Annotated in this window: 19 protein-coding genes; 13 read left to right on the forward strand and 6 right to left on the reverse strand. The window is 69.2% G+C overall.

Annotated elements, in window-relative coordinates; all coding sequences use genetic code 11:
• Window positions 1-195 precede the first annotated feature (195 nt).
• Entirely contained in the window at window positions 196-657 is a 462-nt protein-coding gene (locus TA3x_RS01020) for a DUF6714 family protein (RefSeq protein ID WP_435018249.1), read from the forward strand.
• Window positions 658-2,025: 1,368 nt separating this feature from the next.
• Here the strand turns inward: TA3x_RS01020 and TA3x_RS01025 are convergent.
• The gene (locus TA3x_RS01025) at window positions 2,026-2,931 is read right to left on the reverse strand and encodes a phosphoribosyltransferase-like protein (protein ID WP_435018250.1); all 906 of its coding nucleotides are present in this window, start codon (window positions 2,929-2,931) and stop codon (window positions 2,026-2,028) included.
• 22 nt (window positions 2,932-2,953) lie between these two features.
• Here TA3x_RS01025 and TA3x_RS01030 point away from each other — a divergent pair, with 22 nt between their 5' ends.
• The 6 genes from TA3x_RS01030 (at window position 2,954) to TA3x_RS01055 (ending at window position 11,163) form a co-directional block, all read left to right on the forward strand.
• Window positions 2,954-3,490, forward strand: coding sequence for a helix-turn-helix domain-containing protein (locus TA3x_RS01030; protein WP_435018251.1), 537 nt, complete (start codon window positions 2,954-2,956; stop codon window positions 3,488-3,490).
• Between the two features lie 23 nt (window positions 3,491-3,513).
• Complete coding sequence (locus TA3x_RS01035) at window positions 3,514-4,077, forward strand: transposase (RefSeq protein WP_435018252.1); 564 nt, start codon at window positions 3,514-3,516, stop codon at window positions 4,075-4,077.
• Window positions 4,078-4,562: 485 nt separating this feature from the next.
• Window positions 4,563-5,783 (forward strand): sensor histidine kinase, encoded by a 1,221-nt coding sequence (locus TA3x_RS01040; RefSeq protein WP_435018253.1) that lies wholly within the window; start codon window positions 4,563-4,565, stop codon window positions 5,781-5,783.
• Complete coding sequence (locus tag TA3x_RS01045) at window positions 5,780-6,526, forward strand: LytR/AlgR family response regulator transcription factor (protein WP_435018254.1); 747 nt, start codon at window positions 5,780-5,782, stop codon at window positions 6,524-6,526. The genes TA3x_RS01040 and TA3x_RS01045 overlap by 4 nt, the downstream gene beginning before the upstream one ends.
• A 192-nt stretch (window positions 6,527-6,718) precedes the next feature.
• A complete protein-coding gene (locus TA3x_RS01050) occupies window positions 6,719-9,895 on the forward strand; it encodes an efflux RND transporter permease subunit (RefSeq protein ID WP_435018255.1) in 3,177 nt (1,058 codons plus the stop codon).
• Window positions 9,892-11,163, forward strand: coding sequence for an efflux RND transporter periplasmic adaptor subunit (locus TA3x_RS01055; protein ID WP_435018256.1), 1,272 nt, complete (start codon window positions 9,892-9,894; stop codon window positions 11,161-11,163). The genes TA3x_RS01050 and TA3x_RS01055 overlap by 4 nt, the downstream gene beginning before the upstream one ends.
• 15 nt (window positions 11,164-11,178) lie before the next feature.
• Here TA3x_RS01055 and TA3x_RS01060 read toward each other — a convergent pair whose 3' ends face one another.
• Complete coding sequence (locus tag TA3x_RS01060) at window positions 11,179-11,532, reverse strand: ArsR/SmtB family transcription factor (protein WP_435018257.1); 354 nt, start codon at window positions 11,530-11,532, stop codon at window positions 11,179-11,181.
• A 140-nt stretch (window positions 11,533-11,672) separates the two neighbouring features.
• On the opposite strand from TA3x_RS01060, the gene TA3x_RS01065 reads away from it, so the two are divergent.
• From TA3x_RS01065 to TA3x_RS01090, 6 genes are all read left to right on the forward strand, one after another.
• The gene (locus TA3x_RS01065) at window positions 11,673-12,086 is read left to right on the forward strand and encodes a DsrE family protein (protein ID WP_435018258.1); all 414 of its coding nucleotides are present in this window, start codon (window positions 11,673-11,675) and stop codon (window positions 12,084-12,086) included.
• 47 nt (window positions 12,087-12,133) lie between these two features.
• Complete coding sequence (locus tag TA3x_RS01070) at window positions 12,134-12,694, forward strand: rhodanese-like domain-containing protein (RefSeq protein ID WP_435018259.1); 561 nt, start codon at window positions 12,134-12,136, stop codon at window positions 12,692-12,694.
• Window positions 12,682-13,581 (forward strand): sulfite exporter TauE/SafE family protein, encoded by a 900-nt coding sequence (locus tag TA3x_RS01075; RefSeq protein WP_435018260.1) that lies wholly within the window; start codon window positions 12,682-12,684, stop codon window positions 13,579-13,581. The genes TA3x_RS01070 and TA3x_RS01075 overlap by 13 nt, the downstream gene beginning before the upstream one ends.
• Before the next feature lie 13 nt (window positions 13,582-13,594).
• Window positions 13,595-15,007 (forward strand): MBL fold metallo-hydrolase, encoded by a 1,413-nt coding sequence (locus tag TA3x_RS01080; RefSeq protein WP_435018261.1) that lies wholly within the window; start codon window positions 13,595-13,597, stop codon window positions 15,005-15,007.
• Window positions 15,008-15,045: 38 nt separating this feature from the next.
• Entirely contained in the window at window positions 15,046-16,239 is a 1,194-nt protein-coding gene (locus TA3x_RS01085) for an FAD-dependent oxidoreductase (RefSeq protein ID WP_435018262.1), read from the forward strand.
• Between the two features lie 111 nt (window positions 16,240-16,350).
• Entirely contained in the window at window positions 16,351-16,902 is a 552-nt protein-coding gene (locus tag TA3x_RS01090) for an SDR family NAD(P)-dependent oxidoreductase (protein ID WP_435018263.1), read from the forward strand.
• A gap of 978 nt (window positions 16,903-17,880) precedes the next feature.
• Here the strand turns inward: TA3x_RS01090 and TA3x_RS01095 are convergent.
• From TA3x_RS01095 to TA3x_RS01110, 4 genes are all read right to left on the reverse strand, one after another.
• Entirely contained in the window at window positions 17,881-18,420 is a 540-nt protein-coding gene (locus TA3x_RS01095; protein WP_435018264.1) for a DUF1697 domain-containing protein, read from the reverse strand.
• A complete protein-coding gene (locus TA3x_RS01100) occupies window positions 18,420-20,864 on the reverse strand; it encodes an ATP-binding cassette domain-containing protein (RefSeq protein WP_435018265.1) in 2,445 nt (814 codons plus the stop codon). Before TA3x_RS01100 ends, TA3x_RS01095 begins: the two co-directional genes overlap by 1 nt.
• A gap of 1,017 nt (window positions 20,865-21,881) precedes the next feature.
• Window positions 21,882-22,982, reverse strand: coding sequence for a protein-glutamate methylesterase/protein-glutamine glutaminase (locus TA3x_RS01105; RefSeq protein ID WP_435018266.1), 1,101 nt, complete (start codon window positions 22,980-22,982; stop codon window positions 21,882-21,884).
• Window positions 22,983-23,034: 52 nt separating this feature from the next.
• On the reverse strand, window positions 23,035-23,427 hold the full coding sequence (locus TA3x_RS01110) for a response regulator (protein ID WP_435018267.1): 393 nt from the start codon (window positions 23,425-23,427) through the stop codon (window positions 23,035-23,037).
• Window positions 23,428-23,456 lie beyond the last annotated feature (29 nt).

A 23,456-nucleotide genomic window follows, 5' to 3' on the forward strand; every position in this document is an offset into this window, starting at 1 on the left:
CGCCTCTTGGCGCCGATCCGGGCGGGTGCATCGGCTCTCCATGCCTGGTAAGATGGGCCCTCCGACGGTCGTCGGAATTGTAACGGGTCATTACCCAGCCAGGATCGGGCATTTTCGCTCCGATGGCTAAGAAGTTACGTCGAGCCGAGGCTGTTACGGGCGAAGTAGAGGCCAAAAATAACAGGTGCTCTCGTCATGGCTTGCGCTGATCTTCGAAAACAAATCGAGATGGCATTCGCTTCTACTCCCAGACCTGGCGAAGGCTTCGACGACATTTCAGCGACCAGCGAAGAAGATGAGGGCATTGTCGATTACTTTCGCGGCACGACCTGGCGGGGCCATAGGGTTCAAGATCTGCGACACCACTGCGCAGCCCTCTCCTTTTTCACCGGCCCTGCCTTCCGCTACTGGCTGCCCGCGTTCATGCTGGGATCTTTGGAAGACGCCGAAACCGCCGATGTGATCCCCGAGCACATCGTCTCTGACATGCGAAGACATGAGAGGTGCTCGCTGTTTAGCGAAGACGAATCACGAGCGATCGCCGCTTTCTTTGCTCATTGCGCCGAGCAGTCTGGCGGCGATCCTTACAGGGATCTCTTCAAAGTCGCCGAAGAGCGGATCTTGAAACGCCTGGGAGTTCATGGCCAGGCGCCGTAGCCAAGGCTCTCCACCGAACCCGACTCGCCCGAGACCGAATCGTTGGCACAGGTGGAGTACAGACACGCTTGCCACTCCGTCCCCCGGAGATTGCGATCATGGGGCCTTGCCGCAAGTTCACGGTGCGGCGGATGATGGTCGCCGTGGCGGCCTCGTGCTTCGTCTGGGCACTCCTCGCCGCATTCGACGTCCCACCAGATCCGGGCTTCGCCTATGGGATGGCCGGGTGCCTGGCCATACTCTGTATTGCCTTCCTGTCGAGGGACGCCAGGGACTTGGGATCGGCTTTGGCCGCTGTCGTCTCCGGCATCCTCGTCGGCGCACCCCTGGTGGGAGACGCTTGCACCCCGGCGGGTATCTTCGTCGGGCCAATCGTGGGATGCTGTGCCAGGGTTATGACCAGGCGCGGTCAGGTTGTGAACGTGTAAACCAACCGTCTTGGCCCTCTCATCCTACGACAGGGCGGCGCATACCGCCGGCTTTCCCGGGTCGATGACCGGGGTTGGCATTGGTCTGGTTGAGTGCTCGTCTTCGATCTGGCGATCACCGGCGAATGTCGTCCGATCCTGCTCTGTCAGCCTTGTGGCCATCGACCCGACCGGGATGGAAGCCTCACCAGAGCCCGGTATTTGTTTGCAGGATCAGCACAGTCTCGTCCCCGGGTCGTGGCGAGCGACCCTCGTTTATCGTATCACCCGGTTTGATTACCGGGCCAGGGGAGACAACCGCCGGGCGTATCGGGCCCGACGTCCGGTCGTTCGCGGGGGCATGGTTGATGGGGCCGAGGGCATCGTGCCGGGTAGAACCTCGCAAGAACCGGGCGGAGTCCGACGGCCTTGGCCGAAACGACCCGCAATTATCGAGGTTGCTATCTGCGACCGTCTCACCTTCCCGCGAACATCGACGAGCCGGGGCGCCCTCAAGCCACTCGGGCAACTCCTCGACTCATACAATGGTACACAACGCGGGCTCGGAGCGGCCGGCAGAATCGAGGGATAGGGCTCAAGTCCAAGTTGGACTTTAGATTTACGACGCAGCGTGCAAGATTTTAAGTTCACCAGTCGGATTTCCCAAGTTCAATAACGATATAGACTTGAGGCATGTTGGCTCCGGCGCGGCAGCGCAAGGACAGCGTGCGGGCTCGGGACGGACTTCCGACCTGGCCGAAGTCATCGCTGCCTGGCCCGATCTGCCCGCGGCTATCCGGGCCGGTATCCTCGCCAAGGTCTGATCCGCTCGTTGAGGATGAGAGGGGGCGAAGTGATGTGTGTTACGCTCTTGATAAACTTCCAAAACGATCGAGCTATCGAATACCGGACCTGATTACGTGAAAATGCGACAATCGCAGATTCGACGCATTAGCTATCGCTATCTCTTCTTTCTCCGCGGAAGGAGAGGCATCCAGTCTATCCCATCTACTTTTCCCTCGTGCCACAAGAGTGTTAGCGTTGCGGTCGGCACGTTGTATGGGAAGACTACGAGGTAGGAATTGTTGCCGTAACCCAAGATACGCTCAACGACCTTCTCGGTCGAGACATGCTGACTCTCCAACAATTGTCTCCCGATTACGCTGCAGCGGGCCTCGAATCGAGCAGCTACTTCGTCGGAGGAATACTGAACCGACGATCCACGGAACGCTCTTGGCAAGACTGCTTCGTCTTGATGGATGTGGACATTCAAACTCAAGCCTGATTCGGTGAGTTTGCTAGTCAAAAGGTCTTTGCCATCAGCAGTTCCGTACACAAATGCGAACCCGAGATGTCGGGTTTTCAAGTCATTTGCCTGCTTCGGCGTCAACTTTGGGCCATGATCCTCATCTAGCTGTCCCTCGAAAGGCTCGTCGAGCCAATGCTTGACGATGCTCACAGATTGTCTGCCCGTTCCGAGAAAGTCATCAACAAACATTATCGGCCGGTCGTCTTCCGACAAAGCTTGCTGGAGCGATACTACTTTGAGATCCCATTTATCGGCGAGATCTTGTGCAAAGTAAGTAATAATCGAAGAGCTGTCACGTGGTCCTCCAAGTTGACAGACGTGGCAGCCTCTAAACCCGGGATTACTTTCGAGGAAGCTCGCAACCGTTGTGCGAACTTCGACCCGGGTCAGTACCTTGACTGCTGCTAACATTCGCAAGGCACAGTCGATATCGTCTTCATCGCCAAACTGACGTAGCCAGGTTATAATTGCATGTTCATCGACTGCCGCCTCTCCGGCGCCTCCAGCGTCTGATTCACAACCCGGATGATCCTGTCTATTCTGGTGGGAAAGTGGCATTCGGCGGTTTTGGACCCCTCCGATGATTCGCATCACGCTGACTGATGACGAGGTGACCCGCCTCGAACAAGCCTTCCGCACCAGCGACAACTTGAGGCTCCGGCCCCGGGCCCAGGCCGTCTTGATGGCCTCCCGGGGCCGCCCCCACCCCCAGATCGCCCAGGACCTCGCCGTCAACCAACGTACCCTCCAGCGATGGCTCAACGCCTACAACCGAGGCGGCCTTGATGCCCTGGTGCCCGGCAAGGCCAAGGGGGCCACTCCCAGGCTCACCGACGACCTGGCCCCGGTGCTCCAGCGATGGGTCATCGACGGTCCGGCCAAACAGGGCCTGGACCGGGCCAACTGGACCCATGAGGAACTGGCCGATCACCTCCGCAAGACCAAGGGCATCTCGGTCAAGAAGTCGGCCATGCAGGCGTTCTGCCGGAAGCACGAGATTCGCCCCTACCGGCCCGGCTACCGCTTCCTCCGGGGCGACCCGGCCAAGCAGGCCGAGGCCAAGGTCGAGTTGGCGGCCCTCAAAAAGGGGCGGACGAAGGAAAGCTCGTCCTGCTGAGCCAGGACGAGGCCCGCTTCCCGATGGTGCCGACCTTGTGCCGGACGCTGGGCGTGAAGGGGCATCGCCCGGTGGTGGGGACGTGGGACTGCAAGGATCTGCTCTACGTCTCGGCGTCGGTCAACACGGTCACCGGCCAACTGGTCAGCAACACCCTGGAGAGTCCGGCCCGGGCCAAGCAGGAGACGGGGTTGAGCAAGACCCGGCGGATGCAGAAGGCGTTCGCCGATCACCTGCGGCATGTGGCGAGGGCCTACCCGGCGGAGAAGTACCGGCGGGTGGTGATCATCATCGACAACGCCCCGTGGCATCGGGGCAAGCCGATCGACGAGGCGTTGGCCGAGAATCCGCACCTGGAGTTCAAGCGGCTGCCCAGCTACAGCCCGCAACTCAACGTGATCGAGCGGTTCTGGAGGCTGTTGCGGCGGCGAGCGACCCACAATCGGCTGTTCGACACCTTGAAGACGCTCGAGGGTTCGTTGCGGGCGAGCCTGTGCTACTACCAGACGGTCAGGAAGAAGATATGCCGGTTGATTGCTGGATGCTACGCCCCGCCCGAAGACACGACACAATCAACCGGAACGTGAATGAGGAAAATGGACGTCGGCCCTTCCCTCGTAAGGGGGCAACTTACGCGTCGGCGTCCGGACGGGCGACGCACGCACCTTGTCGTCACCCGAGGAGCGAGCATAGCCCCGATGGCGACCGACATCGCCGCGACGATCGAGCGGAGGCGAGGCCAGGTATTCGACACCTCCGGGCGGCCCGACTCGTCGGCTCCAAGATGGGCCTGCGATGTGGCACCGGCCCATCCGGACGCCGACGCGGTCGGGGAGACCTTATGCACGCAATTTCTCCGCCTCGCGGCCTCGCCATCGGCCGACTCTCCCGCGGTCTCCATCGCCTCCCGGTCTCGCTTCAAGGATCGTCCCGGGCCCCGGGATGTGCGATGATACCCGGGTGAGTGCGTGTGAACTCCCTGGGCTTCTCGATTCGCGTGCGAGCACTCGCGACGCTGGTGAAACCGTCCCGGGAAGGCCCCTGTTGTCGCCTTGCTTGAAGACCAGGCGTCATGGTATTAGCCGTCAACTCGATCGAGCAGGTCTGCGTCCTGGTCACGATCGCGTTCATCATGGCGCGGGCGCATCTGGTCCAGCCCCCGGGGCGCCTGCCGCGGTCGAGAGGCCGCAACCTGGCCAGCTTCGTGCTGTTCCTCGGCATGGCGTTGACCGAGGAACTCGTGGCGAGCCAGCACGTGCAGATGAGCGCCCGGATCGTCTCGGCCTGCGCCGCCGGCCTGCTCTCGGGGCCGCTGGTCGGCATCGGCGTCGGCCTGGGTGCGGCCTTGCTGCGGCAACTCCTGGGGCTGACGCCGCCCCTCGCCTTCGGGCTGATCCTGGCCGCCGGGGGATTGTGCGGGGGCCTGGTCCACGACCTCCGGCCGGGGTGGGCCTTGCGGAGCCGGGTCGGCTTCATCCTCGGGGCGACGATCTCCCTGCTGAGGTACGCGCTGACGGCCGGCCTGGCCGGAGTCCTCCGCATCCCGGGCCCCCCGCTGCCCCTGGGCATGGAGGCGATGACGGCCGTGATCAACGGGGTCGGCGTCGCGGTCATCCTGAAGGTCCTCGAGCAGGTCCGCGACCTGGAGGAGTCGTCGCGGGCGGCGGCGATGTCCGAGGTCAGGGCCCTCCAGGCGCGGATGAACCCGCACTTCCTGTTCAACGCCCTCAACTCGATCGCCGCCCTGTCCACCATCCGCCCCGAGTCGATCCCGCCCGCCGTCGCGCGGCTCGGGCGATTCCTCCGGGGGAGCATCGAGCAGCACGACCGGGCCACCGTGCCGCTCCGCGAGGAGATGGCGATCGTCGCGGCCTACCTGGAGATCGAGGCGATGCGATTCGGGGACCGGCTCCGCATCGAGATCGACGTCCCCGACGGGCTGCTCGGCGAGCCCGTCCCCCCGTTCCTGATCCAGCCCCTGGCGGAGAACGCAGTCCGGCATGGCCTCCAGCCGCTCCGGGGAGAGGGGCTTGTGAGGATCTCGGCGCGGGCCGAAGGCAGGTCGATCCGCGTCGTCGTCGAGGACACCGGGGTCGGGCTCGTCCCCGAGGCCGCCGCGCGGCTCCGGCCCGGCTCGGGCCCCGAGCCGCATGCCGTCTCCCTGCTGGGACGCCGGTTGCACGGGCTCTACGGGCGGGAGTACCTCCTTGAGATCCGGCGACGGGAGGGCGGCGGCACGCTGGCGGAGGTCCGCATCCCTTCGTCGCTCGCCCGGGGAGGGACGTCGTCGTGATCCGCGCCGTGGTGGTCGAGGACGAGCCCCTGGCCCGGCAATACCTCAGTGGCTGCCTGGAGGCGACCGGCCGGGTCGAGGTGGTGGGGGAGGCCGAGGACGGGGTCTCCGGGCTGGCCCTTTGCCGCGAGTCCGCCCCCGACGCGGCCTTCCTGGACATCGAGATGGCCGGGCCGGACGGGCTCGCCCTGGCGGGTCAGCTCCTGGGCCTGCCGCGCCCGCCGCTGGTCGTCTTCGTGACGGGCTACGCCGGCCATGCCATCGACGCGTTCCGGGTAGAGGCGGTGGACTATCTCCTCAAGCCGTTCGATCCGGATCAGGTCCGGGAGACGGTGCGGCGGCTGGAGTATCGGCTTCTGGAACGGGGAGGGAACTTGCCGGGCCAAGAGGAGATCGAGGAGCGCCGGACGATCCGGGTCCGCGACCCGGCCGACGGGGCCGTCCTCCTGATCCCCCGGCGCGAGGTCATCGCGGCCCTCCGCCGGAAGCGTCGCACCTGGATTCACACGAGGTCCGCCGCCTACCCCGGCCACGAGCCGCTGGCACACCTCGGCCGCCAGCTCGGCGGGGAGCCCTTCCTGCAGATCTCCCGCGACGCGATCGTCAACTTCGACGAGGTCGCGGAGGTGCGACGCCTCGGCGACCGCCACTACGAGGTCGTGCTCCGCGACGAGCCCGGCACTCGCGTGGAGACGTCGCGGTCCGGCGCCGCACTCCTGGCCGAGCGGCTGCGCCGGCCCTGAATCCGTCCGCTTCGGGCCGCCCTCCGTCCATTCGGAGGATGGATTCGGCCATCCGGACGACCCGGGCCGGGCGGGGCCCCGGCGGGCGATATCGTTCCCCTATCGGGACGACGACGTCGCCCCGCGCCAGGCCCGTCGGCGTGGAGGGCCCGGGGGGCTCCCGCGTCGTGGCCATCGGAGGGGGGGAAGATCATGTGGATCGTCGAGCTGGCCCTGAGGCGGCCCTATACCTTCGTCGTGATGGCCTTGCTGATCGTCGTGATGAGCGTCGTGGCGGCCCTCCGGATGCCGATCGACATCTTCCCGGAGATCGACATCCCGGTCGTCACGGTCATCTGGCAGTACCCGGGCACCTCCCCGTCGGACATGGAGTCGCGCATCGTCGTGGTCAGCGAGCGGGCGCTGACCACGACGGTCAACGACATCGAGCACATCGAGAGCCAGTCGTTGACCGGGGTCGGCGTGATCAAGGTCTTCTTCCACCCCGGGGCGAAGATCGAGGCGGCCGTCGCCCAGGTCAACGCGATCAGCGGCACCATCCTCAAGATGATGCCGCCGGGGATCACTCCCCCTTTGATCATTCGCTACAGCGCCTCGAATGTTCCGATCCTCCAGCTCGGCCTCAGCTCCGCCGAGCTGTCGGAGCAGCAGCTTTTCGACCTCGGCCAGAACTTCATCCGGACCCAGCTCGCCACGGTGCAAGGCGCCCAGGTCCCGCCGCCCCTGGGCGGCAAGCCCCGGCAGATCATGGTGGACCTCGACCTCAAGGCCCTGCACGCCAACCGGCTGTCGCCGGCCGACGTCAGCGAGGCGATCAACGCCCAGAACCTCATCCTGCCGGCCGGCACCGCCAAGATGGGCGAGCGAGACTATCTGGTCCGGTTGAATAGCAGCCCCGACGCCATCGAGCTGCTGAACGACCTGCCGATCCGCAAGGTGGGCGACGCCACGCTCATGATCCGCGACGTCGCCAACGTGCGCGACGGCTACGCCGTGCAGTCCAACGTGGTCTCGAAGGATGGCCGTCGCGGGAGCCTGCTGACGGTCCTCAAGGCGGGCGGTGCGTCGACCCTGGACATCGTCGCGCGGATCAGGGCGGCCCTGCCGCAGGTCCTGGGCGGGCTCCCCGACTCGTTGTGGGTCGACTTCCTCTTCGACCAGTCGGTGTTCGTCCGCGCCGCGGTCGAGGGCGTCGTGATCGAGGCGGCGATCGCGGCCGGGCTGACGGCCCTGATGATCCTCCTGTTCCTGGGGAGCTGGCGGAGCACGCTGGTGGTCGTCATCTCGATCCCGCTGTCGATCTGCGTGGCCATCCTGGTGCTGGCCGCCCTGGGGCAGTCGATCAACACGATGACGCTGGGCGGGCTGGCCCTGGCGGTGGGCATCCTCGTGGACGACGCCACCGTCGAGATCGAGAACATCCACCGCAACCTCCAGCTCGGCAAGCCCCTCCGCCGGGCGATCCTGGACGGGGCCCAGCAGATCGCCACCCCGGCGTTCGTCGCCACGCTGGCCATCTGCATCGTCTTCCTGCCCATCTTCTTCCTGTCCGGGGCGGCCCGGTCGCTGTTCGGCCCGATGGCGCTGGCGGTGGTCTCCGCGATGATGGCCTCCTACTTCCTGTCGCGGACGCTCGTCCCGACGATGGTCAATCACCTCCTCGCCGCCGAGGTGGGCGAGTCTCGTGACGCCGATGGGGCGGTCGGCAAGGGTGGAGGATTGTTCCGGGCGGTGCACCGGGCCTTCAACCGCGTCTTCGACGGACTTCTCTCGGCCTACGGATCGGCGCTCGCCTGGGCCCTCGGGCATCGGCCGCTGGTCGCGGCCGGTTTTGCCGCCGCCTGCGTCGCCTCCTTTGGGCTGGTCGGGCAGCTCGGCCAGGACTTCTTCCCCCCGGTCGACGCGGGCCAGATCCGCCTCCACGTCCGCGCCCCGGCCGGGACCCGGATCGAGAGGACCGAGGAATATTTCAACTCGGTCGAGCGCGAGGTCCGCGAGATCATCCCGCCCCACGAGCTGAAGACCGTCCTCAGCAACATCGGGCTCCCGCCCAACGGCATCAACCTGACGTTCGGCGACTCCTCGACGGTGGGGACCGCCGACGGGGAAATGCTGATCTCGCTCCACGAGGGGCATCCCCCGACCGAGGGGTACGTCCGACGCATTCGCGAGCGGCTGGCCCGCAACCACCCCGAATTGACCGTCTTCTTCCAGTCGGCGGACATCGTCGGCCAGATCCTCAACTTCGGGCTGGCGGCCCCCATCGACGTGCAGGTCGTCGGCCAGGACCGGGTGGCGAACCTGAAAATCGCCCGCCGGGTCGAGTCGGCCCTCCGCCTCATCCCCGGTGCGGTCGACGTCCGACTGCACCAGGTCGTGGATTCCCCCGAGATCCGGATCGACGTCGATCGGACCCGGGCGCGGCACTTCGGGCTCACCCAGCGCGACGTGGCCAGCAGCCTGCTGGTCTCGCTCAGCTCCAGCGGGCAGGTGTCCCCGAACTTCTGGCTCAACCCCAAGAACGGGGTCAGCTACCCGGTCGCGGTCCAGACCCCGCAATATCGGGTCGACTCGATCGGCAACCTGGACAACACCCCGGTCGTCGGCCCGGGGGGCGGGCGCGAGCCCCAGCTCCTCGCCAACCTGGCGACGATCGGCCGAGGCGGGGGGATGGCGGTCATCAACCACTACAACGCCCAGCCGGTCTTCGACGTCCTGGCCAACGTCGAGGGCCGCGACCTCGGCGGCGTCTCGGGCGACCTCGAACGGGCCCTCGGGCCGATCCGGGCCGAACTCCCCAAGGGGACCAAGATCGTCGTCCGGGGGCAGGTCGAGAGCATGGCCTCGTCGTATCTCGGCCTGGGTTCGGGCCTCGCCTTCGCGATCATGCTGGTCTACCTCCTGATGGTGGTCAACTTCCAGTCCTGGCTCGACCCGTTCATCATCCTGTTCGCCCTGCCGGGCGCCCTGGCGGGGATCATCCTGATGCTCTTCGCGACCCACACGACGATCAGCGTCCCGGCGCTGATGGGGTCGATCATGTGCATCGGCGTGGCGACCGCCAACAGCATCCTGATGGTCACCTTCGCCAACGACCGGAGGGCCGAGGGGGACACGGCCCTGGAGGCGGCCCTCGCCGCCGGCCGCACCCGGCTCCGGCCGGTGATCATGACGGCCTCGGCGATGATCATCGGCATGCTCCCCATGTCGCTGGGCCTGGGCGAGGGGGGCGAGCAGAACGCCCCGCTCGGCCGGGCCGTGATCGGCGGCCTCGCGGTGGCGACGATCGCCACGCTGTTCCTCGTCCCCGTCGCCTATAGCCTCCTGCGGCGCCAGCCGCCCCGACTCGAACCGGAGGATGAAAGATGAGCGTCTCCGCCTCTCCCGAATGCCGCCACGACCGCCCCTCGCCCCCCCGGCCGGGCCGCCGACGGTCCTGGGCCGCCCTGCCGATCCTGGCTCTCGGCCTGGCGGCGTCGGCCGGCATCGTCGCCGCCGGCATGGCCCCCCGGAAGGCACAGCAGAGGGCGCTCGCCGAGGCGACGCTGGCCACCCGGGCCCGGATCGAGACGCCCCGCGTCAAGGTCGTCCGGTCCATCCGAGGGACGAAGCCCCTCGGCCTCCGGTTGCCGGCGGACCTCCTGCCCGACCAGGAGAGCCCGCTCCACGCCCGGGCGAAGGGATACCTGAAGCGGGTCCTGGTGGACATCGGCGACCGCGTCGAGGCGGGACAACTCCTCGCCGAGATCGAGGCCCCCGAGATGGACGGGGAACTGGACCGCGTCCGTGCCACCGTCCTCCAGGCCGCGGCCGACGCGGACCTCGCGGCCGCCCGCCGCGACCTCGCCGCCCTGAACCTGAAGCGGGCCGATTCCCTGGCCCATCGGGGGGCGGCGACGTCGCAGGAACTGGATGAGGCCCGCGCCGGCTATCAGGTCGCGGTGGCGGCGGTGGCCTCGGCGGAGGCGACCGTCGCCGCCCGCAAGGCCGAGATCCGTCGCCTGGAGGATTTGAAGTCCTTCCTCCGCGTCCTCGCGCCTTTCGACGGGACGATCACCGATCGGGGCTTCGACCCCGGGTCGCTCGTCGTCGCCGACGGAGCGGGGCAGGAGCCGCTCTTCCGGATCGCCCAGGACGAGACCCTGAACGTGGTCGTGAGCGTCCCCCAGGCCCACCTGGCCTCGGTGGAGCCCGGCCAGGAGGTGCGGGTCCTCGCCCGCGAGTTCCCGGGCCGGGAGTTCGTCGGCCGCGTGATGCGGACGGCCCGCGCCGTCGACCCGGCGTCGCGGACCCTCCGCGTCGAGATCGACCTGCCCAACGCCGACCATGCGCTCGTCTCCGGCATGTTCGTCGAGGCCGAGTTCGCGCGGGCCATCCTCGCCCCCCTGACCGTGCCGGCGGTCGCCGTCCTGAGCGGCCCGGAGGGGACGCGGGTGATCGTGGTCGGGCCGGACGGCCGGGCCCGGTGGCGGTCGATCGAGATCCGTCGGGACCTCGGCGGGCGGATCGAGGTCTCGGGAGGCCTGGAGGGGGACGAGGCGCTCGTCCAGAACCCGGCCTCGGGGCTCGCCGACGGGGCCCGCGTGGAGGTCGTCGGGGCCGAGGCCGCGCGGGCCGTCACCCGGGCCGGGCCCTGAAGCCCCGAGGAGGCCTCAGCCTTGCGATTCCCATTCGCCCAGCATCCTGGTCCGTTTCGCGACGTCCGCCCGGACCTCCTGCGCGATCGTGCCGCAGACCAGCTCGCACAGGCGCTCCACGACCGGGTCGTCGATCCGGTAGAACACCTGCAAGCCCGCCTTCCGGCGCCCCACCAGGCCGGATTCCGCGAGCATCTTGAGGTGCTTGGAGACGTTGGCCTGGTTCCTGCCGGTCTGCTCCACGACCTGGGTGACGTTCCGCTCGCCGGGCATCAGGCTGCGGAGGATCGCCAGTCGGGTCGGGTCGGCCAGCATCCGGAACTTCTCGGCCATCAGTTCGAGGAAATCATCGGGGATGTCGAGAGGCATGGTTGACTGTATTCCAGAATAGGAATATAGTTGATTTGTCATCCAGTTACATTGTAGCACGGCCGGCCGACGGGGGGAGCGGTGCCCGCCCCGGATCCGACCGAAGATCATCCGTGCATCCGATGCGAGGCGGTCAACCGATGAAGCGCATGGTGGTGTCTTGCCTGGCCCTCGCTGTCCTGGGCGTGGCCACGGCTGGTGCCGAGGATGGGCCGTTGAAGGTCGTTGTCCACGTCAACTTCGCCGAGTCGGGCGCCCAGGGGGCGGGCCTGCGGAGCGTGGCGAACCTGCTGAAGGAGGACCCCGGCGCGAAGGTCGAGGTCGTCTGCCACGCGGCGGGGATCGGCCTGCTGGAGAAGGCCCGCACCGACCACGCCGAGGCGGTCGGGGCGCTGATCCGGCAGGGCGTCTCGTTCGTCGCCTGCGAGAACACGATGCGGAAGAAAACGATCCGCAAGGAGGACCTGCTGCCGGGGGTCGCTACGGTCCCCTCGGGGGCCGTCGAGGTCGTCCGCAAGCAGCAGAAGGACGGCTACGCCTACTTCAAGCCATGAGGATGGCCGGCATCGGCCCATCGACAAGTCACCGGGGGGAGGGGGAGATGAGCATCCGGACGATCACGCCGGGAGAGCTTGAGGAGATGCGGCGGCGGGGGCGGGCCATCGAGCTGATCGACGTGAGGACGCCGGCCGAGTACCACGAGCTTCATGCCGTGCCGGCCCGGCTGGTGCCGCTCACCGACCTCGATCCGAAGGCCGTGATGGGGTCGCGCGTGGGCTCGAAGGACGACCCGCTCTACACGATCTGCCGCTCGGGGGGGCGGAGCCGGCAGGCGGCCGAGAAGTTCCACGCCGCCGGCTTCAGCAACGTGGTCAGCGTCGAGGGGGGCACGACGGCCTGGGAGCAGGCCGGGCTGCCGGTGGTGCGCGGCGAGCGGAGGGCGATCTCGCTGGAGCGGCAGGTGCGGATCGCCGCCGGTTCGCTGGTGGTGCTCGGCACGGCGTTGGGGGCGTTCGTCCATCCGGGGTTCCTGGGCCTGGCGGCGTTCGTCGGTGCGGGCCTGGTGTTCGCCGGGGTGACGGACACCTGCGGGATGGGGCTGATGCTCGCCCGGATGCCCTGGAACCGGGCCGAGCCCGAGGGGTCGGCGTGTGCCCGCTGATCCTCTGGGCCTCGACGTCCGCGGCCGTCTCGTCCCCAACCGGGGGGATGGGGGCGGCGGCCGCGGCGTCGAGCCTCCTGTTCGGCACCATCGTCGGGGCGTCGCTGGGCCTGACCGGCGGGGGCGGGTCGATCTTCGCCGTGCCCCTGCTGGCCTACGGCCTGGCGGTCCGGCCCCGCGAGGCGGTCGGCATCTCGCTGGCCGCCGTGGGGGCGACGGCACTGGTCGGCGGCATGCGGCGTCTGGCCCGGGGCGAGGTCGAGGTCCGCACCGGGCTCCTGTTCGCCGCCGCCGGCATGCTCGGCGCCCCGGCCGGCACGTGGATCGGTGGGCGAGTGCCCGAGGGCGTGCTCTTCGTCCTCTTCGCCGCCCTGATGGTCGCCGTCGCGGCGCGGATGTGGGCCCAGGCGTCTCGCCGGCCCGAGGAGGCGAGGGCGGTCCGGGGATCCTACGGCCCGACGCCGGACGAGCGGGGCCCGTCGTGCCGGCGTGACCCGGGCGGGCGGCTCCGCCTGACCTCCCGGTGCTTCGCCGTGCTGGTGGCCTCCGGTCTGGCGGCGGGCGTGCTGTCGGGCCTGTTCGGGGTCGGCGGCGGCTTCGTCATCGTCCCGGCCCTGGTGCTCGTCACCGGCATCGGCATCCACCGGGCCGTCGCCACCTCGCTGCTGGTCATCGCCCTGGTGAGCGCCTCGGGCGTGGCGTCCTACCTCCTCGCCGGACGGTCGCTGCCCCCGGCGTTGACGGGCCTGTTCCTCGCGGGGGGGCTCGCCGGGGTGGAACTCGGGACCCTGGCGGGCCGACGCCTGGGCGGCCCCGGGCTCCAGAAGCTCTTCGCCGCGGCGATGGTCGCCGTGGCCGCCTTCATCTTCCTCAAGGGCCTGGCCTGACAGGAGCGTCCCCGTGTTCTTCCACCAGCGGTTCGTGCCCGGCCTGGCGATCTACGGCTACATGGTCGGCGACGAGAAGTCCAGGCGATGCGCGGTCATCGACCCGACCAGGGACGTGGACGAGTACCTGGAGATCGCCCGGCGGGAGGGCCTGCGAATCACGCACGTCCTGGAGACCCACGTCCACGCCGACTTCGTGAGCGGCTCGGTCGAGTTGAAGGCCCGGCTCGGCGACGAGGTGCAGGTCGTCGTCTCCGGCCTGGGCGGGCCGGAGTGGACCCCAGCTTATGCCGATCGGGTCGTCGGCGACGGCGACGAGATCGCGCTGGGCTCCGTGCGGCTGAAGGCGATCGCCACCCCCGGCCATACCCCCGAGCATGTCGCCTGGGCGCTCTACGACGACACCCGGAGCCGGGACACGCCCTGGCTGGTCTTCACGGGCGACTTCCTGTTCGTGGGCGACGTGGGCCGGCCCGACCTCCTGGGCGAGGAGGCCCGCAGGGCGCTGGCCCATCAGCTGTACGAGAGCGTCTTCGGCGTCCTGCCGTCCTTGCCCGACTTCGCCGAGATCTACCCCGGCCACGGGGCCGGCTCGCTCTGCGGCAAGGCGATCGGCTCCCGGGGCGCCTCCAGCCTCGGCTACGAGCGGCGGTTCAGTGCGGCGTTCCGGCCGAGGGAGGAGTCCGAGTGGGTCTCCGCGTTGCTGGAGGGGATGCCGATCGCCCCGCCCTACTTCCGCCGGATGAAGCAGGTCAACGCCCGTGGGCCGAAGGTCCTGGGCCCGGAGCTGCCGGGCCGGAAGCGATTCTCGGCGAAAGAGGTCCACGATCGGGTCTGCGAGCACTGCCTGGTCCTGGACGTGCGGCCCAAGGAGGCGTTCGCCGCCGCCCACATCCCCGGCTCGATCAACATCCCGCTGGGCCACAACCTGCCGACCTGGGCCGGCTGGGTCCTGCCGTACGACCGCCCGATCCTGATCGTGCCCGACGACCCCGCCGACGTGCCCGAGGTGGTCACGCACCTGCTCCGCGTCGGCTTCGACGACGTTCAGGGCTACCTGGAGGGCGGCCTGGCCGACTGGGAGACGCACGGCTTCGAGCTGGGCCGGCTGGAGACGACCTCGGCGCGGGACCTCGCCCCCCGGCTGGCGTCCGGTGGCGACCGACCGTTCGTGCTGGATGTGCGGACCGAGTCGGAGTGGGACTCCGGGCACATCGAGGGGGCGTTGCACATCCACGGTGGTAAGCTCCAGGAGAGGATGGGCGAGGTCCCGCGGGATCGCCGCGTGGCGGTCGTCTGCGGCTCGGGCTACCGGGCCTCGATCGCCGCCTCGTTCCTGAAGCGGGAAGGCTACGAGGACGTCACCAACGTGCTCGGCGGGATGTCCGCCTGGAAGGCCGCCGGCCTGCCGACGGCCCAGGGGTGAATTTCGGACGGTGTCTACAGGGTGAGGAGATGGGGTTCATGGCCGGGCAATCGCACCACAAGATCGTCATCGTCGGGGGCGGCACGGCGGGGATCACCGTCGCCGCACGCCTGGCCCGCAAGCTCAGGCGGCCCGAGATCGCCATCATCGAGCCGTCCGACAAGCACTACTACCAGCCGCTCTGGACGCTGGTCGGGGGCGGGGTCTTCCCCAGGCAGGCCAGCGAGCGCAACGAGGCCGACTTCATCCCGCCCGGGGCGACCTGGGTGCGGGATGCGGTGGACGAGTTCCACCCGGATCGAAACCTCGTCACGACCCGCGAGGGCCGCGAAATCGGCTACGATCACCTGGTCGTGGCGCCGGGCATCCAGCTCGACTGGGGCAAGATCGAGGGCCTGGAGGGGCATCTCGGCACCGGCGGGATCTGCAGCAACTACGACTATCGCACCGTCGAGTCCACCTGGCAGTGCCTGCGCGAATTCCGGGGCGGCACGGCCCTGTTCACCAACCCCGGCACGCCGGTGAAGTGCGGAGGAGCCCCCCAGAAGATCATGTACCTGGCCGACGACCACTTCCGCAGGTCGGGCATGCGTCACGGGTCGAGGGTGGTATTCGCCTCGGCGCTTGGGTCGATCTTCCCGGTCGAGAAGTACGCCCGGACGCTGGAGAAGGTCGTCGCCCGCAAAGGGATCGAGACGCTGTTCGGGCACGACCTGGTCGCCGTCCGGCCCGGCGAGAAGCAGGCCGTCTTCCGGCGGACGGGGACGGGCGACGAGGTGACGCTGCCCTACGACATGATCCACGTCACGCCGCCGATGAGCGCCCCCGATTTCATCAAGAAAAGCCCGCTGGCCGACGCCGCCGGGTGGGTGGACGTGGACCGGCACACCTTACGGCACGCCCGCCACCCGAACGTCTTCGGGCTGGGGGATGCCGCCGGGCTCCCCACATCGAAGACCGGCGCGGCCATCCGCAAGCAGGCCCCCGTGGTGGTGGCGAATCTCATCGCCTCCATGGCGGGCGGGCCGCCGGCGGCGAGGTACGACGGATACACGTCCTGCCCGCTCGTGACCGGCTACGGCAAGCTGGTGCTGGCCGAATTCGACTACGATCGGGAGCCCGCCGAGACGTTCCCGTTCGACCAGGCGAAGGAACGCCGGAGCATGTACCTGCTGAAGAAGTACGGCCTGCCCGCGATGTACTGGCACGGCATGCTCCGAGGCCGTGCGTGACCGGCCCGCCCGCTCGCCGCCGGCACCGACTCCTCCCCCCCGCCGCGAGGCAAGGCCATGGCCGAGCGGGCGGGACGGGGCCGGTTCAGCGATCGCGGGCCACTCCATGGAATGAGGCCCGGATTTCCGGGGCCAACTCGGGTATCGGCCGGACCCCATCGCTGGCCTCGCGCGGTCGAGGCCCAGGTCGTCATCCGGTCTCGACTGCGACGGGGGCGAGGCGGCTGCGAGCCTGGCCGCCGGGGCCGGTGGGGCGATCCGATTCGTGCCGGCCGGCATGACCATCGCGTATGGGGTCGAGGGGTTGATCGGGCGGGTCGTCGACGCCTTGCGCGGATCGACTACGCCTTCACCAACGCCAGCGTCGAGGGCCCCGGCGGGCCGACCCGGGAGCACGCCGAGGAGGCCTCGGACCGCGTGATGGCCGCCAATCTCCATGGCATCTGGCTCGGCATGCGGATCGAGATCCCCCGGATGCTGGCCCAGAGGGGCGGGGCGCTCGTCAACGCGGCCTCGATCCTCCGACTGGTGGCCGCCCTCGACGCGGCCTGCGATCTGACCCTGAAGGCCGCCGGAGATCGCCGTGTGAGCCGCGGGGCATGGAGGCGACGACGTGACAGGACCAGAGACCGCGGGGGGGCCCGGGAGCCCCGAATGGGATGAGGTCCGGGCGGCGATGGCGGCCGTCGCAGGCGGCGAGTCGGAGGCCATGCCGAGGCTCCGCGAGGTGCTGGGCCGGACGGGCCTTGAGGCGGCAGGCCCAGGCCCTGCGCGGCTACACCGCGGCGATCGCGGCGCTGGCGACGGTCCGGCGGCTGCTCGCGCCCGTCCCCCTATCATCGGGCGCCCGGGGCGGGGCAAGGCGTCCGGGGCGGCACCCCGGAAGGGGCGAGCACAGACGAAGCCCATCGGCCAGGAGATGGCCCCCGGAGTGGGGGGACCGGGGACGGGCCCGCTCGCGTCGCGAAGGTGGGCCTGTTCGAGCCCGGGCCCGAGGGGTCGGCCGATGGCAACTGACTGTCCGGCCCGATGTCATGCCCATGATGATCGGGGAAGCTACCTTGGTGGCCGCAAGTTCGGTTGATGGGCCGCCCTTCACGGCGCCTCGGTTCGTCCGGTCTCGGCCGTCGACGGACACCAGTCTCCGAGCACGACGGATGGTGCTGCGAGCGTCATGATGCCGCATGGCAACCGTTGGGGTGACCGCAACGGTTGGGGCCCTCGCCATGACGACGGATCGACTTGCGACCATGACGCTGAAGGAAGCCCATCGCGAGAAGGTTCGTATCGGTGAGCCCCGCCGGGGGATATCGAGACTGTCATGCCAGCAGGTTCCAACCGTGGGGATCATCGTCACGTGGCGCAACCTTGGCATGAAGGCGAAAGGCCGATGATGCCCGGTCCCGGCCGCGATGAAATGGGGGCATCATGGCCTGTCGCCCCTTGGCGGGATGGCTTCATGGCATCCGATGCCGGATCGGCGAGGCAAGGGTGCGGGCGATCCGGCCGCATCGCCTGCGGATATCGCATGCCGGGTCGAGGGCCCGCGGGCCGGGGCTGAGCCCTCCGGCGGGATTGGCCGGCAGACTTCGAGCAGGCCGGGCCCGTCGGCAGGATGACGAACTGCATCTCCGAGGCCCCTCACCCGGCGGCCTTCCTGGCCAGTTCTTGCAGCTTGAGCACGGTGTTCCAGTTGCGGGCGGTGTTGGCCACGCCGATCCCCCTGTCGAACTTCTCCGCCAGCTTCGAGGTCCCGAACCCGCCCGGCGTATGCAGGTAGGCGACCCTCCCCACGACCTCGATCGACTCCCCAGAGACCGCGTGCGTCCGAAGCCCCTCGATCGCCCCCGGGGCGGGGTCGCCCGCCAGGACGGCGGCATGCAGGTGCTTGCCCGCCTCGAACCCTGGGAACGGGTTGTTCGCGATCAGGGCCTCCCACTCGGCCAGCGTCCGGGCATGGATCGCCTTGGTGAAGCCGAACCCGTCGGCGCAGATCTCCGCGACCGACGCGATCACCTCCTCCCGGGTGAGGGCGGTGCGGAGGACGGCATTGCCGCTGTTGATGTAGGTGGCGACGGCCTCGAAGCCCGCCCCCGCCAGGGCCTCGCGGAGCGGGGCGGTCGGGAGCTGGGTGGCCCCGCCGACGCCGCGGAACAGGAGAATGTACGCGGTCATGTCCATCAACGTGTCCTCCGAGATCCTTCCTTGCCATCCCCCGGACGGCCGCCGACGTAGGCCGCCAGGTGCTCGCCGGTCAGCGTCGACCCCGCCGCCACCAGGTCGGCGGGTGTCCCCTGGAACACGACCCGGCCGCCGTCGTGGCCCGCGCCCGGCCCGAGGTCGATGATCCAGTCGGCGTGCGCCATCACCGCCTGGTGGTGCTCGATCACGATGACCGACTTGCCCGAGTCGACCAGCCGGTCCAGCAGGCCGAGCAGTTGCCCGACGTCGGCCAGGTGCAGCCCGGTGGTCGGCTCGTCGAGCACGTAGACGCCGCCGTCGGCGCCCATGTGGGTCGCGAGCTTGAGCCGTTGCCGCTCGCCTCCCGACAGCGTGGGGAGCGGCTGGCCGAGCCGTAAGTAGCCCAGCCCCACGTCGGCCAGGCGTGCGAGGATCGCGTGCGCGGCCGGCGTCCGCGCCTCGCCTGCGGCGAAGAAGTCGAGCGCCTGCTCCACCGGCAGGTCGAGCACCTCGGCGATGTTGAGCCCACCGAGCCCGTGGCCCAGGACCGTCGCCTGGAACCGGCGGCCCTCGCATTCCTCGCACACCGTGGCGACGCCGGCCATCATCGCCAGGTCGGTGTAGATCACCCCGGCCCCCTTGCAGGCCGGGCATGCCCCCTCGGAGTTGGCGCTGAACAGGGCCGGCTTCACGCCATTCGCCTTGGCGAACGCCTTGCGAATCGGCTCCAGCAGGTCGGTGTACGTCGCCGGGTTGCTCCGCCTCGATCCCCGGATCGGGGCCTGATCGACCGACACCACTCCGGCCCGGCCGCACACCGAGCCGCGGATCAGCGAACTCTTGCCCGACCCGGCCACGCCGGTCACCGCCACCAGCACGCCGAGCGGGATGTCGACGTCGACGCCCTGCAGGTTGTGGGCGCGGGCGCCCCGCACTTCCATCACGCCCGACGGCGTCCGCACCGACGGCTTCAAGGAGGCCCGGTCGTTCAGGTGGCGCCCGGTGAGCGAGCCGCAGGCCCGCAGCCCGTCGACGGTGCCCTCGAAGACCACCTCCCCGCCGGCGGTGCCGGCGCCGGGGCCGAGGTCGACGACGTGGTCGGCGATGGCGATCACCTCCGGCTTGTGCTCGACCACCAGGACGGTGTTGCCCTTGTCCCGCAGCCTCAACAGCAGGTCGTTCATCCGCCCGATGTCGTGGGGGTGGAGCCCGACCGTCGGCTCGTCGAAGACGTAGGTCACGTCGGTGAGCGACGACCCGAGGTGGCGGATCATCTTGGTGCGCTGGGCCTCACCTCCCGACAGCGTGCCGGACGGCCGGTCGAGGCTGAGGTAGCCCAGCCCGATCTCCGCGAACGAGTCGAGCGTCTCCCGGAGCGTGGCCAGCAGCGGCGCGACGGATGGCTCATCGAGGCCGCGCACCCATTCGGCCAGGTCGCTGATCTGCATCGCGGAGGCCTCGGCGATGTTGATCCCACGGATCCGGGAGGAGCGGGCGGCCTCGCCGAGCCGGGTCCCCCCGCACTCCGGGCAGGGGGCGAAGGCGACCGCCCGCTCGACGAACGCGCGGATGTGCGGCTGCATCGCGTCGACGTCCTTGGACAGGAACGACTTCTGGACCTTGGGGATCAGCCCCTCGTAGGTGAGGTTCATGCTCTCGAACTTCACCTTGGTCGGCTCCTTGTGCAGGAAGTCCTGCCGCTCTTTCTCGGTGTAGTCCCGGATCGGCTTGTCGGGGTCGAGGAAGCCCGAGGCCGAGAAGATCCGCACCAGCCAGCCGTCGACGGTGTAGCTGGGGATGGTCAGCGCGCCCTGGTTGAGCGACTTCCGATCGTCGAAGAGTTGCGTCAGGTCGATGTCGCTGACCGAGCCCATGCCCTCGCAGCGCGGGCACATGCCGCCGTTGACCTCGAAGGTGCGGGCCTCGGTCGTCTCGCCGCCCGCCTTCTCGACCGTGATCTTGCCGGATGCGCGGACCGACGGGACGTTGAAGGAGAAGGCGTTGGACGGGCCGATGCGGGGCTCGCCGAGGCGGCTGAACAGCACCCGCAGCATCGCGCCGGCGTCGGTCGCCGTGCCGACCGTCGAGCGGGAGTTGGAGCCCATCCGCTCCTGGTCGACGATGATCGCCGTCGTCAGGCCGTCCATGACGTCGACCTCGGGCCGGGCCAGGGTCGGCATGAACCCCTGCACGAAGGCGCTGTAGGTCTCGTTGATCAACCGCTGCGACTCGGCGGCGATCGTGCCGAAGACCAGCGACGACTTGCCCGACCCCGACACGCCGGTGAACACCGTCAGCCGCCGCTTGGGGATCGCGACGCTGACGTCCTTGAGGTTGTTCTCCCGGGCACCCTGCACGCGGATCAGGTCGTGGCCGTCCGCCGGGTGCCGGCTGGAGGAGTCGACGTTCTCGCCCCTGCGGGACTTCGGTGCTTCGGCCGCCATGCCATCCTCCTCGCCATGGGTCGATGTGCCGGCGATCATCGATCGGGCTCCCACCGCGGCCGAACGCCCGATCCCGTGAGGATCGCCCGATTCCCCGGCCTTCCGCCGGCAGGATCGCCCGGAGCCGACGATGCTCGCCAGGGCTGCGACGCCCGGGGATGGCGTCGGCTCGCTCACGCCTGGCCGGCCTACCCCCGGCCGTCGGCAGCGACTCCTGTCGGCCGTGATTGAAGCGGAGGAACGCCCGATTGTCAACATGCGTACAGAGACGTCCGGAGGATCGGCGGGCTTCCCCGCCGGGGCACGCCGAGCCGGGGCGGCAGACCGAAAATGAGATTCTCCCCGGATTTCCACGCGGTCGGCGAACGCCCCGGAAAGAGACGGTGCTTCGGGTCGCGGGAAGGTCTTCAGGACGGCTGATCCGTCCGCCCCATCGTGCCAACTCCGCCTCGGGATCCCGCCGGAGGACCGGGCGGCCCACCGCATCGGCGCTCGAACGTCCAGGGGGATGAGCGCGACGCGATCTTCCCGAGCGTGGGCTACGGGCCCGACGAGAATGGACGGGTCGCTATGCGTTTCGGACCGCTCAACCGCGACGGCGGCGGGCGGCGGCCGAACGTCGCCATCATCCGGGCCCGGTCGGCGACGACGGTGGTCAGCTCGATGCGGGAATCGGCCATCGACGTGGTCGGGGCTCCGGCCCTCGGCGCCTGGCTGCCGCGGTCCTACCTCGACTTCGCCGAGGGGTGCGTCGAGTCGCTCCGCTCCGAGATCACCCAGGATGGCGACCGCGACTTCGACTCGCCGTTCGAGCGCGAGGCCTCCCGGGCCCTCGAACGCCGCGGGATGACGGTCCACCGCCAGGTCGGCTGCGGCGGCTTCCGGATCGGCATGGCCCCATCAGGGCCGGGATTGGCGTTTCCATCGGGACCCTGGCACGCGAGGGAAACACGGCGGAGCGTACGCAAAGGCGGGCCGGTGCCGACGCGGCCTGATGCGACCATCGGGCCTTTCGTCTCATCGATTGGGGGCGGGTGGGCCCTTCTTTGCGAGCCTGGCCAGGATGTCCGGCAATTCTTCCAGGGCGAATTGACGCCGCACTGCGCCTTCGAGGATGGCCGCCTTATTCATGCCGTAGACGACCGAGGTGGCCTCATCCTGGCCGAAAGTCATCCCCCCTTCGGCCAGGATCTTCTTGCAGCCGTCGACGCCGTCGCGCCCCATCCCGGTCATGATGATCCCGACGGCGGCCGGGCCGAACGCCTTCGCCGCCGACTGGAAGAGGGAGTCGACCGATGGCTTGTGGCCGCTGACGGGCGGGCCATCGGACAGGGCGACCCGGGTGCGCGGGGGCCGGCCGATCAGGGTCATGTGCCGCCCCCCGGGCGCGATCAGGATCTGGTCGGGGACGACACGATCCCCTTCCTCGGCCTCCTTGACCACCAGCCCGCAGTGGCGGGCGAGCCGATCGGCGAAGACCTGGGTGAAACCGGCCGGCATATGCTGCACGACCAGGACGGGCGGGATCGGCGGGGCAAGCCCGAGGAACGCCTGCCCGAGCGCCTGCGGGCCGCCCGTCGAGATCCCGATCACGACGATGCCGGTCGCCGAAGACGAAGGGGCCGGAGGCGGGGCGGAGGCGGGGAGTTCGTGGTGCGAAGGGGGCCGCGCAGTGGTCGCCGGGATGGGGACTCGTGCCCTGCGGACCCGGCTCTGGGCCGCGGCGAGTACCTTGCCGACCAGCACGTCGCCCAGCGCCTTCAATTCGGCCATCTGGTGGTGGGTGGGCTTGGGCAGGAAGTCGAAGGCGCCCAGCTCCAGCGCCTCCAGCGTGACCGCGGCCCCTTCCTGGGTCAGGGCGCTGACCATCACCACGGGAGCCTCGTGGACCGCGAACAGGGCCGGCAACGTCTCCAGGCCCGACATGCCGGGCATCTCGACGTCGAGCGTGACGACGTCGGGCCGGAGCTTCCGGGCGAGGTCGATCGCCTCCTGCCCGTCGCGGGCGGAGCCGACGACCTCGATCTCCGGGCTGCCCCGGAGGATGTCGCCCAGGAGCTTGCGCATCAGCGCCGAGTCGTCCACGATCAGGACTCGGACCGGCTCTGATCTGATCACGGACGGGCTCCCGGATCGTGGGTGGGCCGAGGCCCGGGGATCATCCCGGTCGTCAGGGTTGGGTTCCCGCGTGCTTCAGGGCCGCCAGATGGCCGACCTTGCCGAGCAGGCTGGCGAGGCGATCGCGGTCGAACGGCTTGACGATGAAATCGAGGGCCCCGTCCCGGATCGCGTCTTCGATGGTCCGCTTCTGGTCGAGCGCGGTGACCATCACGACGCGGGCTTCGGGGTCGATTCCTCGGATCAGCCGGAGGGCCTCCAACCCGCCCATCTCGGGCATCACGACGTCCATGGTGACGAGGTCGGGGCGGAGTTGGTCGAAGAGGTCGACCCCTTCCCGGCCGTCCTTCGCCTCGCCCACGACTTCCCAGCCGGCCGCGACGGCCACGTCCCGGATCATCCGCCGCATCAGCATCGCGTCGTCGACGACCAGCAAACGCCCCATGATCGCTCCCCCGAGGCCCGCGCCACGCC

It is taken from the genome of Tundrisphaera macrotermitis, assembly GCF_051175315.1.
In the GTDB taxonomy this organism is placed as follows: Bacteria; Planctomycetota; Planctomycetia; order Isosphaerales; family Isosphaeraceae; genus Tundrisphaera.